We start from the raw sequence: 13,765 nt of genomic DNA, 5'->3' as shown, positions 1-13,765 counted from the left end.
GTGTGTTCTGTTTGTTCGGTATCGGCTCGGGATCAATCAGGGCGCAGGTCACGCAGTGCGGCCTCGAAGGCATCGGTGCCGCGGCGCAGGTCGGCCACGATGCGGCCCTGCGCCATGCACACGAGGCGATCGGCCAGCGCGGCTTCGCGGCGCAGGTGCGTGGCGATCAGCAACGTGCGCGCGCCGGCCTGCTGCGCCAGGCGCTGCAGCACGTCGTGCGCGGTGGCGGCATCGATCGCTTCGGTGGGTTCGTCGAGCAGCCACAGCGGCACGGGCCGCAGCAGCAGCCGTGCGAGCGCAAGCCGGCGCGACTGGCCGCCCGAGAGGCCGAGGCCGCCTTCGCCCAGGCGCGTGTCGAGCCCGGTGGCCAGCGCGCGCACGTCGGCGTCGAGACCGGCAGCGTGCAACACGGTCCACAGTCGCTCGTCACTCGCGCCCGGATCGGCAAGGCGCAGGTTGTCGCGCAGGCTGTCCTGGAAAAGTTCGGTGCGCTGGGTCAGCAGGCAGGCCGGTTGCGCCTGCACGTGGCCGGCGCGCGGGGTGAGATCGCCGGCGATCACGGAGAGCAGCGTGGACTTGCCTGCGCCGCTGGCGCCGACCAGTGCAACGCGCTCGCCATCGTTCAGATGCAGCGACACGCTGCTGAGCACTTCGACAAGGCTGCCGGGGTGGATGACGGTGAGCTGGTCGACCTGCACCGCTGCCGTTTGCTCGGTGCGAAATGGGCGCGCGCCCTCTTCCACTGCGGGGTCCAGCCGCGGCACCAACCGACGCACGGCCAGCCACGTGCGACCTGCGTCGAGCGCGCCACGCCGCAGCGCCGCGAAGGGCTCGGTGGCGGTGAGCGCGATGAGCAGCGCGAGCGCCGCGCCGGGTGCGCCGATGACGCCTTCGCTCACCAGTGCGCCCACGGCCAGCAGCACGCCGACCAACGTCAGGGTGCCGGCGCTGCCGTAGGCGAAACCGGCAGCCGCTTCGAGCTTGTTCAGCGCGAGGTCGGCTTGCGCGAGGTGCGCGTCGGCGTTCATCAGCGCGGCGCGCTGCGCGTCGAGGCGGCCCGCCATTGCGAGGTCGGCCTGGCCTGCGACCAGATCGACGGCCCGCGCACGCAGCGCCTCGACCGAATGGGCACGCTGCCGCGCCGGCCGCCGCGCACGCCGTGCGATGACGTACGCCAGGCCCCAGCCGATGGCGCAGAGCCAGAGCGCGATCGCCACGCCCATCCCCACATGCATGAAGCCGAGCACGATGCCCGCCAACAGCGCAGCGCCCAACGCCGCAGCGGCGGGCACGAACAGGCGCAGGTAGAGCGACTCCAGTGCATCGATGTCGGATGTGAGCCGGAACAGCAGCCGCGCCGGCCGCATCAGCAGATCGCGCGCGGCCTCGGGGCGGGCCCAGCCGCGGAACAGCCTCACGCGCAGTTCGGCGAGCACGGCGAAGGTGGCGTCGTGCGTGACGAGCCGCTCGCCGTAGCGCGACCCCGTGCGCCCGAGGGCGAGCAGCCGGATGCCGGCCGACGGCATGAAGACATCGAAAGTGAAGGCCGTGGCCGCGTGCAGACCCGCGAGCGCGGTCGCCGTGATGAACCAGCCCGACAGGCCCAGCAGCGCCATGCCTGCGAGCACAGTGACAGCGGCGAGAAGGCAGCCTAGCAGCAGCGCACGCGGCTGCGTCGCGAGGAAGGGACGCAGCACGAGGCGCAGGTCGCGCCAACGAGGAGCCCGGTTGCTCATGCGGCCTTCTCCACCCGCGGTTGCGGGCCGAGGCTCACGGTGCGGTCCATGCGCGCGGCCAGTACTGGGTCGTGGGTCGAGACGATCAATGTCCGGCCACGGGCGAGCGTCACCAGCGCATCGGCCACGCGCGCGGCAGTGGCGGTGTCGAGGCGGGCCGTGGGTTCGTCGGCCAGGATCAGGTCGGCGTGCGGATGCACCGCGATGCGCGCCAGCGCCAGCCGCACCGCCTCGCCGCCCGACAGGCCGCTGCCGCCCTCGCCCAGCGCGGTGCCGGGGTGGGCCTGCGCCACGTCATCGAGCGCGGCAAAGCGCATTGCCTCGGCGACCTCGGGCGCGCCGATGTCGGCGCGGCCCAGCGCCACGTTGGCTTCGACCGAGCCGGCGAAGACGTGGGGCTTCTGTCCCATCCACGCCGTGCGCTGACGCAGCGCGGCGGCCGTGTGCTCGGTGAGCGGCACGCCGCCGATGGCGATCTCGCCGCGCGTGGCCGGCATCAGCCCCGCGAGCAGCGAGAGCAAAGCGGTCTTGCCCGATCCGCTGGGGCCGGTCAGCGCGATGTGCTCGCCGGCGCCGATGCGCAGCTCGTAGCCGTCGAAGAGCGCCGTCGCCTCGCCGGGCCAGGAGAAATGCAGCGCGTGGACCGTCACCGCAGGCGCGGCGCCCGCACCGGCGGCACCGGTGGCCGCGCGCGTGACCGCGACACCCGCGCCGGGCAACGGCAGTGCGCCGCGTTGCAGGTCGTCGAGCGCCTTCAACGCCGCCTCACCCGCCGCGCGGTCGTGCCACACCGCCGACAGCTCGCGCAGCGGCTCGAAGAACGCCGGCGCCAGCAACAGCACGAACAGGCCTTCGCCCAGGCTGAGCTGCTGGCCCCAGGCGCCGAAGCCGAGCGAGCCCAGCAGATGAAAACCGATGTAGACCGCGACCAGCGCCACGCCCAGCGCGGAGAACAGCTCCAGCACCGCCGACGACAGGAACGCGATGCGCAACACCGCCATCGTGCGCTGGCGCAGCGATTGCGCGGAGGCGCCGAGCCGGTCGGCCGTGGCATCGACGGCGTCGAGCGCGCGCAATGTGGCCAGGCCGCGCAGGCGGTCGAGCAGGAAGGCGTTCATGCCGCCCATCTCGACCATCTGCGCCTCGCTGGCCGCCTTGGCGCGCCAGCCGACGATGGCCATGAAGATCGGGATCAGGGGCGCCGCCACCAGCAGCACCAGCGCCGCGACCCACGAGAACCAAGCCACGGCTGCGAGAAGGAACAGCGGCACCACCGTCGCACGCCAGCGCGCGGGCTGGTAGCGCACGAGGTACGGCACCAGCGCCTCGGCCTGTTCGGAGAGCACGCTGGCCGCAAGGCCGGAGGGCGCGCGTTCACGGTCGAGCGGCGAGCCGGCCGCCAGCGTCGATGCGGTCTGCGCGCGCAAGGTGGTCAGTTGCGCCCGCGCGCGCCCGAAGGTGCGGCGCACGCCCCAGGCTTCGCAGCCCGCGCGCAGCAGACCGAGCAAGAAGATGCCCACCGCCGGCCACAGCACGGCCACCATACCCTCCCCGCTTGCCAAGCCCTGGACCGCCATCGCCAACAGCGCCGCCTGCGGCAACCACGCGAGCGCGGCGGCGCCTTGCACCACGCTGCCGATGTCGGGCGACGTGAAAGCCTTCAGCGGCGACCGTGGCGGCGTTTGTTCTGTCATTCCTTGATTTTGTGTATTTTCAGTATTTCCTGAAAGTTTCACAATCATACACACGACAAGCACTTGGCGCAGACTGCCCGCTCTGAAGCCCCAAGGCAACAGATTTGCAAAGATTTGGAAAGGAAAAGGTCCGCGCCCGAGCGGGCGCGGCACGCTTCAGTACGACACGATGAGGCCGCTGACGAGCAATGCGGCAAAAAGTGTGCATACGCTGCGCAGCGAGGCCGGCCGGGCTTCGACCCCCCGGTACAGCAGCACCGCGGCGCCCACCGACAGGCCGAAGGTCGCGACCATGCCGAGCAGATCAACCCACGGCCCGTGCGGCCCCAGCGCCGCCACCAGCGCATTCACGGCGAGCAGCACCGGGAAATGGATCAGGAACAGCGAATAAGAAATGCGGCCCAGCTGCTGCAGCGGCACGGCAGCTGCGGGCCAGTGCGCGGGCGACAGCCATTGCCGGCGTTGCGCCACGGCGATGAGCAGCGCAGTGACCAGCGCGATGGCGATGCGGCTGCGCCAATCGATCATGAGCGCGCCCACCCCGACCAGCGCCAGCAGCGCGACGGCGCCGTGCCAGGTGCTGGCGCGCGTGGCACGGCCGACCCAGAAGGCCAGCATGCCGAGCCCGTAGGCGCCGAAGAAATAGAACGCCGTCTCGTCCAGCCGCGCGTGCCGGTTGAACAGCGTGAGCGACGCCACCGCCACGAGGAACACCAGCGCCACGGGCGCCCAACGCGCGGCCGAAGTGGGCTGGCGCAGCACGGCGGGCAACCCGACCAGCGCGAGCGCCAGCGCGAACAGCTGGAAGTCGATGGCCACGTACCAGACACCGGTCGACAGCGACTCGTAATTCAGCAGGTCCTGCAGCAGCAGGCCGTGGGCCAGCATCTGGCCGAGGCCCGGCTCGGCCGGCACCACCTCTTCACCGAGCCATGGCCGTGCCACCTCGGCCACCAGCACGCACACCGTGAGCGCCGCGAGGTACGGCATGACCAGCCGGCCATAGCGCTGGAAGAGCCTGGACAGTGGCCGGTCCGCCCGAAGCATGCCGTCGGGCGCGAGGCTCGCCGCGGCGAGAAAGCCGGCGATCACGAGGAACACCTGCACCGCGAGCCGGCCGTCGTCCGCCAGCCAGCCGAAGAAATCGGGCGCGAGCACCTGCGCGCCGGCCGGCATCGGGCCATAGCGCGCCAGGTGGTGCCCGACGATCAGCGCACAGGCCAGGCCCTTGACCACGTCGAGCAGCGGCATGCGCGCCTGCCGCGCCGTCGCGGGCGCCCCGCTGACCGCGACGGTCGCTGCCGTTGCGTGCGAACCGCTCAAAGCGCCAGTCGCTGTCGTGCTTCCTGGTACTCGCGCTTGAGCTTCTCGATGAAGGCGCCTGCGCTCGCCACTTCGGTGATCGCGCCAATGCCCTGGCCCGAGCCCCAGATGTCTTTCCAGGCCTTGGCCTTGCTGCCCTCGCCGCCGCCGAAGTTCATGGTCGTCACGTCGCCTTCGGGCAGGTTGGCCGGGTCCATGCCGGCCTTGACGATGCTGGGCGCGAGGTAGTTGCCGTGCACGCCGGTGAACAGGCTCGAATAGACAATGTCGTCCGAGTTGCCGTCCACGATGGCCTGCTTGTACTCGTCGCTCGCGCGCGCTTCTTCGGTCGCGATGAAGGCGGTGCCGATGTAGGCGAAGTCGGCGCCCATGGCCTGCGCCGCGAGCACCGCGCCGCCCGAGGCGATGGAGCCCGACAGCGCGATCGGGCCGTCGAACCACTGGCGGATTTCCTGCACCAGCGCAAACGGACTCTTCACGCCCGCATGGCCGCCGGCACCGGCCGCCACGGCGATGATGCCGTCGGCGCCCTTCTCGATCGCCTTCTGCGCGAACTTGTTGTTGATGATGTCGTGCAGCGTCACGCCGCCGTAGCTGTGCACCGCGTCGTTCACGTCGGTGCGCGCGCCCAGCGAGGTGATCACGATCGGTACCTTGTACTTCACGACCATCTCCATGTCGTGCTCCAGGCGGTCATTGCTCTTGTGCACGATCTGGTTGATGGCGAAGGGCGCGGCCGGCTTGTCGGGGTTGGCCTTGTTGTAGGCCGCGAGCTCTTCGGTGATCTCGATCAGCCACTCTTCGAGTTGCGCGGCCGGGCGGGCGTTGAGCGCCGGCATCGAGCCGACCACACCGGCCTTGCATTGCGCGATCACGAGCTTGGGGTTGCTGATGATGAACAGCGGCGAGCCGATGATCGGCAACGGGAGGTTCGCGAGAACAGAAGGCAGCTTGGACATGTCGTCTCCGGAAAGGGGTTCGGTTTTATAAGAGCAAGGGCCGCTGCCGCCCGTCAGGTGGGCGACAGCGGCGGTGCCTCAGAACGCTTCGAGCGCCAGCGCCGTGACGCTGTCGGCGCCTTCGACGATGCTGTCGCGGATGCCCGGCACCTTGTTCAGGATGTGCTCGGCGTAGAAGCGCGCGGTGGCGATCTTGGCCTGCATGAAGGCGACGTCGACGTTGTGCGAAGCCTGGTCCTGCGCCACGATGAGCGAGCGCGCGAGCTGCCAGCCGGCCACGAGGTTGCCCGCGAGCATGAGGTACGGCACGCTGCCCGAGAACACGGCGTTCGGCGAAGCCTTGGTCTGGCCGGCGACGAAGTCGACCACGTCGATGAAGGCGAGGCGCGCAGCGGTCAGGCGCTTGAGCACGGCGGCTGCAGCGGCGCTGTCGCTCTTGGCGAGTTCGGCCTCGGTCTTCTCGATCTGCGCGGCAATCGCCTTGGCCGTCTGGCCGCCGTCGCGCGCGGTCTTGCGGCCCACGAGGTCGTTGGCCTGGATCGCGGTGGTGCCTTCGTAGATCGTGAGGATCTTCGCGTCGCGGTAGTACTGCGCCGCACCCGTCTCTTCGATGAAGCCCATGCCGCCGTGCACCTGCACCCCCAGCGAGGTCACTTCGAGGCTCATCTCGGTGCTGTAGCCCTTCACGAGCGGCACCATGAATTCGTAGAAGGCCTGGTTCTGCTTGCGCGCGTCGGCATCGGGATGGTGGTGCGCGGCGTCGTAGGCGGCGGCGGCCACCGAGGCCATCGCGCGGCAGCCTTCGGTGTAGGCGCGCATCGTCATCAGCATGCGCTTCACGTCCGGGTGATGAATGATGGGCGCGCTGGCGTTGATCGAGCCATCGACGGGGCGGCTCTGCACGCGGTCTTTCGCGTAGGCCACGGCGTGCTGGTAGGCGCGTTCTGCAATGGCGATGCCTTGCATGCCCACGGCGTAGCGGGCCGAGTTCATCATGATGAACATGTACTCGAGGCCACGGTTCTCCTGGCCGACGAGGTACCCCACGGCGCCGCCGTGGTCGCCGTACTGCAGCACGGCGGTGGGCGAGGCCTTGATGCCCATCTTGTGCTCGATGCTCACGCAGTGCACGTCGTTGCGCGCGCCGAGCGAACCGTCGGCGTTGACCATGAACTTCGGCACCACGAACAGGCTGATGCCCTTCACGCCTTCGGGCGCGCCGCTCACGCGGGCCAGCACGAGGTGCACGATGTTCTCGGCCATGTCGTGCTCACCGTAGGTGATGAAGATCTTGGTGCCGAACACCTTGTAGGTGCCGTCGGGCTGCGGCTCGGCGCGGCTGCGCACCATGGCCAGGTCGCTGCCGGCCTGCGGCTCGGTGAGGTTCATCGTGCCGGTCCACTGGCCGCTCACGAGCTTTTCGAGGTAGATGGCCTTGAGCTCGTCGGAGCCGGCGGTGAGCAGCGCCTCGATGGCGCCGTCGCTCAAGAGCGGGCACAGCGCGAAGCTCATGTTGGCCGAGTTGAGCATTTCGCCGCAGGCCGCGCCGATGGTCTTGGGCAGGCCCTGGCCGCCGAAGTCCGCCGGATGCTGCAAGCCCTGCCAACCGCCGGACACGTACTGCGCGAAGGCGTCCTTGAAGCCCTTGCTGGTGGTGACCTCGCCGTCCTTGAACGACGAGGGGTTGCGGTCGCCTTCGACGTTCAGCGGCGCGACCACGTCCTGGTTGAAGCGCGCGCACTCTTCGAGCACGGCCTGCGCGGTTTCGAGGCCGGCGTCTTCAAAGCCGGGCAGCTTGGCGATCTCGCCGATGTTGGCCAGGTGCTCGATGTCGAACAGCATGTCCTTGAGGGGGGCGGTGTAGCTCATGTCTCTTCTCTCCAGGGGCCGCGGCGGATGCGGCAGATGTAAAAAAGGCATCGCGAACGATGCCTTCTGGCTCAATGCGCTGAAGCGATCAGAGCGCCTTCACAAGTTCCGGCACGGCCACGAACAGGTCGGCCACGAGGCCGTAGTCGGCCACCGAGAAGATCGGTGCTTCTTCGTCCTTGTTGATCGCGACGATGACCTTCGAGTCCTTCATGCCGGCCAAGTGCTGGATGGCGCCCGAGATGCCCGCGGCGATGTACAGCTGCGGCGCGACGATCTTGCCGGTCTGACCCACTTGCCAGTCGTTCGGAGCGTAGCCCGCGTCGACGGCTGCGCGGCTGGCGCCCAGGCCTGCGTTGAGCTTGTCGGCCAGAGGGGCCATCACTTCGGTGAACTTCTCGGCGCTGCCGAGAGCTCGGCCGCCCGAGACGATGATCTTCGCGGCGGTCAGTTCAGGACGCTCGCTCTTCGTGACTTCACGGCCGACGAAGCTGCTCTTGCCGCTGTCTGCGACGCCTTCAGCGGTTTCGATCGCTGCGCTGCCACCCGCGGCGGCTGCTGCATCGAAGCCGGTCGTGCGAACCGTGATCACCTTGGTGGCGTCGGTGCTCTGCACGGTGGCGATGGCATTGCCGGCGTAGATCGGACGCTCGAAGGTGTCCGGGCTCTCGACCTTGGTGATGTCGCTGATCTGAGCCACGTCCAGCTTGGCAGCCACGCGCGGCGCGACGTTCTTGCCGTTGGCGGTCGAGGGGAACAGGATGTGGCTGTAGTTCGCTGCGATCGCGAGCACTTGGGCTGCAACGTTTTCGGCGAGGTTCTCGGCCAGCGATGCGCTGTCGGCAGCGATCACCTTGGACACGCCGGCGATCTGCGCGGCGGCCTTGGCGGCTTCGGCGGCGTTGGCACCGGCCACGAGGATGTGGACGTCGCCACCGCAAGCCAGGGCTGCAGTCACGGTGTTGAGGGTGGCCGGCTTGATGCTGGCGTGGTCGTGTTCGGCAATAACAAGTGCGGTCATGTTCAGATCACCTTCGCTTCGTTCTTCAGTTTGTCCACCAGCGTTGCAACATCAGGCACCTTGATGCCTGCACCACGCTTCGGCGGCTCGCTGACCTTGAGGGTCTTGAGGCGGGGCTTGACGTCCACGCCCAGGTCTTCGGGCTTGAAGACGTCGAGCTGCTTCTTCTTGGCCTTCATGATGTTCGGCAGCGTCACATAGCGCGGCTCGTTCAGGCGCAGGTCGGTCGTGATGACTGCGGGCAGCGTGAGCGTCAGCGTTTCCATGCCGCCGTCGACTTCGCGCGCGACGGTGACCTTGTCGGCTGCGAGCTCGACCTTCGAGGCGAAGGTGGCTTGCGGCAGGTCGGCCAATGCAGCCAGCATCTGGCCCGTTTGATTCGCGTCGTCATCGATGGCTTGCTTGCCCAGGATGATCAGCTGGGGCTGTTCCTTGTCGACCAGTGCCTTGAGCAGCTTGGCAACCGCGAGAGGCTGCAGCTCTTCGGTGGTTTCGACCAGGATGCCGCGGTCGGCGCCGATGGCCATCGCGGTGCGCAGGGTCTCCTGGCACTTGGCATCGCCGCACGAGACGGCGATGACTTCGGTCACGAGGCCCTTTTCCTTCAGCCGAACCGCTTCTTCGACAGCGATCTCGTCGAAGGGATTCATGCTCATCTTGACGTTGGCAATGTCCACCCCGGTGCCGTCGCTCTTGACGCGCACCTTCACGTTGTAATCGACGACCCGTTTGACAGGCACAAGAACCTTCATTGACTTGACTCCATTGGATTGCAAAAAGGGGGGCTTCGAGAGCAGCCGGCCATTTTAGGACGCCAGCCTTGGCTGCTACTCCATTCTTCTTGTCGGCCTCGAAGGTCGAAAAAAGAACGATCGTGCTTTTCCGTGATTATAAAACAGCGGGAGGCGCTGCGGCCGCACCCGCCGGCAAAGATTCCACTCGCAGCACCCGCTGCGGATAGGGAATGTCAATGCGGGCAGCGCGCAGTCCTTCGAGGATGGCGACGTTGATGGCCGAGCGCACGTTGTCCTTGCCCTTGTCAGGGTCGGCGACCCAGAAGTTCAGGCTGAACTCCAGGCCGTCGGGCGCAAAGGTGACGAGGTAGGCGACAGGCGCGGGGTCGGTCATGACGCGCGGCTGGGCCTTGGCGGCGTCGCACAGGATGCCCTGCACCTGCGCCACGTCGCTCTCGTAGCCGACCACGATGTTGGTCGCGATGTTGAACTTGCGATCGGCCAGCGACAGGTTTTCCACGCGGCTGGTGATGAGCGATTCGTTCGGCACGATGGCCTCGCGCCCGTTGCCCGCACGAATGAGCGTGTAGCGGGTCTTGATGTCGGTGATGCGGCCTTCGAAGGTGTCGACCTTCACGTTGTCACCGATGCGGATCGAGCGCTCCAGCAGGATCACGAAGCCGCTCACATAGTTGGCCGCCAGCTTCTGCAGGCCGAAGCCCAGGCCCACGCCGAGCGCGCCGCCCAGCACCGACAGCGCCGTGAGGTCGACCCCCACCGCCGACAGCGCAAACAAGAGGCCGATCAGCAGCAAGAAGGCGCGCACCGCATTTGACGCCACCTTGCGCATCGAGAGGTCGCTCACGGCCTCGCGCAGGATGCGTTTTTCGATCGTGCTGGCAATCCACAGCGCGACCATCAGCACCAGCCCGGCCGACAGCGCGCCCTGGATGATGGTCTGCAGGCTCACGCGGGTCTTGCCGAAGGCCAGCGTGATGTCGTCGAGCTCGGCCAGCACGGGCGGCAGCAGGCCGACGATCCACAGGACGGCGGCGATCCAGGCCAGCCAGGAAATGGTGCGTTCGATCAGCCGCACGAGGCTGGAGGTCGGGAACACGGCGCGCAGCACCCGAGCGAACAGCCGGATGACCGCCAGCGACAGGAACACCGGCACGGCGATGCGCAGCACCAGCACCACGGGCAGGAATTCGAGCGCCGCGCGGCGCGCCAGGTCGGTCACCACGAGTGCGAGCAGCGGGAACAGGAGGCCGTCGAAGGTGCGTTCGCCGAACCAGATCGAGTCCTTGGGCTGGTCGCGCCCGAACCATTTGCACACCGCCCATGCCACGGCAACGCAGCTCACGAGCACGGCCAGTTCGATGCCCAAGCCGCGTGCGTCGACCTGGTTCACACGTTGGAGGAAGTCGTTGAAATTGAAATTCATCGATGAAAGAAACATGGCGCCCCGCGGGCGCCGTCTGCGTTAGAGGTCTGCCAGCACGCGGATGTGCGCTTCCACGCTGCGCGCCAGGGCGTCGAGGTGATAGCCGCCCTCGAGCAGCGAGACGATGCGCCCGCGCGCATGGCGCTTGGCGACATCGCGCACGCGGCCGGTGATCCAGGCGAAGTCGTTTTCGTTGAGGCCGAGCTGGCCGAGTTCGTCTTCGCGGTGGGCGTCGAAGCCGGCGCTGATGAAAACCATCTGCGGCTTGAAGGCGTCGAGCCGCGGCATCCAGATCGCCTCGACCAGCTCGCGCACGTCCATGCCCTTGGTGTAGGCCGGGATCGGCAGGTTGAGCATGTTCGAGGCCGGGTGCTCGGTGCCGCTGTACGGATAGAACGGATGCTGGAAGAACCCGACCATCAGCACGCGCGGGTCGTTCGACAGGATGTTCTCGGTGCCGTTGCCGTGGTGCACGTCGAAATCGACGATGGCCACGCGGTCCAGGCCGTGCACCTCGAGCGCGTGCCGCGCAGCAATGGCCACGTTGTTGAAGAAGCAGAAGCCCATCGCCTGCTCGCGGCAGGCATGGTGGCCCGGCGGGCGCACGGGGCAAAAAGCGTTCTCGATCTCGCCGGCCATCACGGCATCGGTCGCCGCAACGGCGGCGCCAGCGGCGCGGCGCGCGGCCAGCAGGGTGAAGCGGGTGAGCACGGTGTCGGGGTCGACCTGCGCATGGTCGGGGCCGCCGGCCGGCGCGTCCGCCACGAGGCGCTGCTGCAGTTCCTCGAGGTGTTCGACGTGCGCGTGGCTGTGGGCCCGGGTGATCTGCTCCAGCGTGGCCAGGGGCACTTCGCCCCGCGCCAGCGCGTCGCCGACGCCGGTCAGCAACAACCGGTCTTCGATGGCATCCAGGCGCTCAGGGCATTCGGGATGCCCGTTGCCCATGTCGTGCTTCCAGAAGTCGCGATGCGTGAAGTAGCCTGTCTTGCCCATCTCTCGCCGTGTCTCGTGTCGTCGCGTCTAGACCTCACACGGCATGGGGCCGCAAGGTCTTACGGTATCGTTTGCATATGGATACAAATATGGACGTAGCCGCGAAGCTAGCCTCTTTGCTGAGTCAGCTTAACACGGTGATTGTTGGCAAAGATGCCCAAGTGCGCGACTGCGTGGCCTGTCTGCTGGCCGGCGGCCACCTGTTGATCGAGGACGTGCCGGGGGTCGGCAAGACCACGCTGGCCCATGCGCTCTCGCACACTTTCGGCCTGCAGTTCTCGCGCGTGCAGTTCACGGCCGACCTGATGCCGGGCGACCTGTCGGGCGTGGCGATCTATGACCGGGGCCAGCAAGCCTTCGTGTTCCACCCCGGGCCGATCTTTGCGCAGGTGCTGCTGGCCGACGAAATCAACCGCGCCAGCCCCAAGACCCAGAGCGCGCTGCTCGAGGCGATGGAAGAAAAGCAGGTCACGGTCGAGGGCGAGACCCGCCCCCTGCCCACGCCCTTCTTCGTGATCGCCACGCAGAACCCGCAGGACCAGCTCGGCACCTTCGCGCTGCCCGAGTCGCAGCTGGACCGCTTCCTGATGCGCATCTCGCTCGGCTACCCCGACCGCGCCGCCGAGCGCCAGCTGCTCGCGGGCGCCGACCGCCGCGAGATGCTCGCCGGCCTGCCCGCCCTGCTGACCGCCGGCGAACTCACCGCCCTGCAGCAGCGCGTGCAGCAGGTGCATGCGGCCGAGCCGCTGCTGAACTACCTGCAGGACCTGATCGCCGCGACCCGCTCGGGCCGATGGTTCCTGCAGGGCCTCTCGCCGCGCGCGGGCATCGCCGTGCTGCGCGCCGCCAAGGCGCAGGCGCTGCTGGCCAACCGCAACTACGTGGCGCCCGACGACATCCAGGCCGTGCTGCCGCAGACGATCGCGCACCGCCTCACGCCCGTGGGCGACGCGGGCCGCGGCGCGGTCGAACAGGTGCGCGCGATGATCGCCGCGGTGCCGCTGCCGTGACCCCTGTCGGCGTCCTGCGTTCGCGCATCGACGGCTGGTTTCTTTCGCGCCGGCCGCCGTCGGACACGCTCGAGCTCACCCAGCGCAACGTCTACATCGTGCCGACGCGCGCCGGCTGGACGCTGGCGGCCACGCTGCTGGTGCTGCTGGTGGCGTCGATCAACTACCAGCTCAACCTGGGCTACCTGCTCACCTTCCTGCTGGCAGGTTGCGTCGCGGTGGGCATGCATGTGTGCCACGCCACGCTGCGCGGGCTGGCGCTGCGCATGGTGCCGCCCGAGGCGCAGTTCGCGGGCGCCGCGGCGGTGTTCCGCGTGGTGCTGCACAACACGCGGCGCAGCGTGCGCTACGGCATCGGCATGGCGGTGCGCGGCAGCGGCCAGTGGGCCTGGACCGACGTGCCGGCCGAAGGCACGTCCACCGTGGAGATCGCCTTCCAGCCCGAGCGGCGCGGCCTGCACCCGGTGCCGCCGCTGACGGCCGAGACGCGCTTTCCGCTCGGCACCTTCCGGGTGTGGACCGTCTGGCGGCCGGCCGCGCAGATGCTCGTGTACCCGACGCCCGAGGCCCATCCGCCGCCGCTGCCGCCGGGCGAACCGCTCTCGGGGCCTGCCGCCGCGTCGGCCGCGATGCGGGCACAGAACGCCGGCGAGTACGACGGCGTGCGCGCCTACCGCCGCGGCGACCCGCTCAAGCTCGTGGTCTGGAAGAAGGCCGCGCGCGCGCAGGCCAACGGCTCCGAAGACCTCGTGAGCCGCGACACGCAGCAGACGCAGCGCGAAGAACTCTGGCTCGACGCGCAGGCCGCCGCACTGCCCGACACCGAAGCCCGCCTGTCGCGCCTGTGCGCCTGGGTGCTGATGGCCGACCGGCTCGGCGTGGACTACGGCGTGCGCGTGGCCGGACGCACGGTGAAGCCGTCGCAGGGCGAAGCGCACCGGCGCGCCTGCCTCGAGGCGCTGGCGCTGTGCGCATGAACGAG

11 protein-coding genes are annotated in these 13,765 nt (G+C 68.6%); 2 read left to right on the top strand and 9 right to left on the bottom strand.

Annotated features, from left to right (window positions below):
• Positions 1–32 precede the first annotated feature (32 nt).
• From RZE79_RS11610 to RZE79_RS11570, 9 genes are all read right to left on the bottom strand, one after another.
• Positions 33–1,736 carry an ATP-binding cassette domain-containing protein gene (locus RZE79_RS11610; protein WP_319360516.1) on the bottom strand — a complete coding sequence of 568 codons (1,704 nt, stop codon included), beginning with the start codon at positions 1,734–1,736 and terminating at the stop codon, positions 33–35.
• Positions 1,733–3,430 carry a thiol reductant ABC exporter subunit CydD gene (gene cydD, locus RZE79_RS11605; protein ID WP_319360515.1) on the bottom strand — a complete coding sequence of 566 codons (1,698 nt, stop codon included), beginning with the start codon at positions 3,428–3,430 and terminating at the stop codon, positions 1,733–1,735. The genes RZE79_RS11610 and cydD overlap by 4 nt, the downstream gene beginning before the upstream one ends.
• Positions 3,431–3,586: 156 nt before the next feature.
• Entirely contained in the window at positions 3,587–4,681 is a 1,095-nt protein-coding gene (locus RZE79_RS11600; RefSeq protein WP_319361161.1) for an acyltransferase, read from the bottom strand.
• A gap of 68 nt (positions 4,682–4,749) precedes the next feature.
• Positions 4,750–5,712 (bottom strand): nitronate monooxygenase family protein, encoded by a 963-nt coding sequence (locus tag RZE79_RS11595; RefSeq protein WP_153284932.1) that lies wholly within the window; start codon positions 5,710–5,712, stop codon positions 4,750–4,752.
• Between the two features lie 78 nt (positions 5,713–5,790).
• Positions 5,791–7,581, bottom strand: a complete 1,791-nt coding sequence (locus RZE79_RS11590; protein ID WP_319360514.1) for an acyl-CoA dehydrogenase — start codon at positions 7,579–7,581, stop codon at positions 5,791–5,793.
• Between the two features lie 88 nt (positions 7,582–7,669).
• Positions 7,670–8,602: an FAD-binding protein gene (locus RZE79_RS11585; protein ID WP_319360513.1), complete on the bottom strand. Its 933-nt coding sequence runs from the start codon at positions 8,600–8,602 to the stop codon at positions 7,670–7,672.
• Between the two features lie 2 nt (positions 8,603–8,604).
• Complete coding sequence (locus tag RZE79_RS11580; RefSeq protein WP_153284935.1) at positions 8,605–9,354, bottom strand: electron transfer flavoprotein subunit beta/FixA family protein; 750 nt, start codon at positions 9,352–9,354, stop codon at positions 8,605–8,607.
• Between the two features lie 136 nt (positions 9,355–9,490).
• Entirely contained in the window at positions 9,491–10,780 is a 1,290-nt protein-coding gene (locus tag RZE79_RS11575; RefSeq protein ID WP_319360512.1) for a mechanosensitive ion channel domain-containing protein, read from the bottom strand.
• Positions 10,781–10,819: 39 nt separating this feature from the next.
• Entirely contained in the window at positions 10,820–11,773 is a 954-nt protein-coding gene (locus RZE79_RS11570; protein WP_099796365.1) for a histone deacetylase family protein, read from the bottom strand.
• An 89-nt stretch (positions 11,774–11,862) separates the two neighbouring features.
• Here RZE79_RS11570 and RZE79_RS11565 point away from each other — a divergent pair, with 89 nt between their 5' ends.
• Both RZE79_RS11565 and RZE79_RS11560 read left to right on the top strand, forming a co-directional pair.
• On the top strand, positions 11,863–12,783 hold the full coding sequence (locus RZE79_RS11565; protein WP_319360511.1) for a MoxR family ATPase: 921 nt from the start codon (positions 11,863–11,865) through the stop codon (positions 12,781–12,783).
• Entirely contained in the window at positions 12,780–13,760 is a 981-nt protein-coding gene (locus RZE79_RS11560) for a DUF58 domain-containing protein (RefSeq protein WP_319360510.1), read from the top strand. Before RZE79_RS11565 ends, RZE79_RS11560 begins: the two co-directional genes overlap by 4 nt.
• The last annotated feature ends 5 nt before the right edge of the window (positions 13,761–13,765 follow it).

The organism is Variovorax sp. EBFNA2 (assembly GCF_033802765.1).
In the GTDB taxonomy this organism is placed as follows: Bacteria; Pseudomonadota; Gammaproteobacteria; order Burkholderiales; family Burkholderiaceae_C; genus Variovorax; species Variovorax paradoxus_H.
Note: the sequence above shows the minus strand (reverse complement) of the source record. Positions and strands in the feature narration are given on the sequence as shown.

What these genes read in the sequence shown, in the direction of transcription:
- RZE79_RS11610 (WP_319360516.1), bottom strand. Translation starts at nt 1,736, where the DNA reads ATGAGCAACCGGGCTCCTCGTTGGCGCGACCTGCGCCTCGTGCTGCGT.
- cydD (WP_319360515.1), bottom strand. Translation starts at nt 3,430, where the DNA reads ATGACAGAACAAACGCCGCCACGGTCGCCGCTGAAGGCTTTCACGTCG.
- RZE79_RS11600 (WP_319361161.1), bottom strand. Translation starts at nt 4,681, where the DNA reads ATGCCGCTGCTCGACGTGGTCAAGGGCCTGGCCTGTGCGCTGATCGTC.
- RZE79_RS11595 (WP_153284932.1), bottom strand. Translation starts at nt 5,712, where the DNA reads ATGTCCAAGCTGCCTTCTGTTCTCGCGAACCTCCCGTTGCCGATCATC.
- RZE79_RS11590 (WP_319360514.1), bottom strand. Translation starts at nt 7,581, where the DNA reads ATGAGCTACACCGCCCCCCTCAAGGACATGCTGTTCGACATCGAGCAC.
- RZE79_RS11585 (WP_319360513.1), bottom strand. Translation starts at nt 8,602, where the DNA reads ATGACCGCACTTGTTATTGCCGAACACGACCACGCCAGCATCAAGCCG.
- RZE79_RS11580 (WP_153284935.1), bottom strand. Translation starts at nt 9,354, where the DNA reads ATGAAGGTTCTTGTGCCTGTCAAACGGGTCGTCGATTACAACGTGAAG.
- RZE79_RS11575 (WP_319360512.1), bottom strand. Translation starts at nt 10,780, where the DNA reads ATGAATTTCAATTTCAACGACTTCCTCCAACGTGTGAACCAGGTCGAC.
- RZE79_RS11570 (WP_099796365.1), bottom strand. Translation starts at nt 11,773, where the DNA reads ATGGGCAAGACAGGCTACTTCACGCATCGCGACTTCTGGAAGCACGAC.
- RZE79_RS11565 (WP_319360511.1), top strand. Translation starts at nt 11,863, where the DNA reads ATGGACGTAGCCGCGAAGCTAGCCTCTTTGCTGAGTCAGCTTAACACG.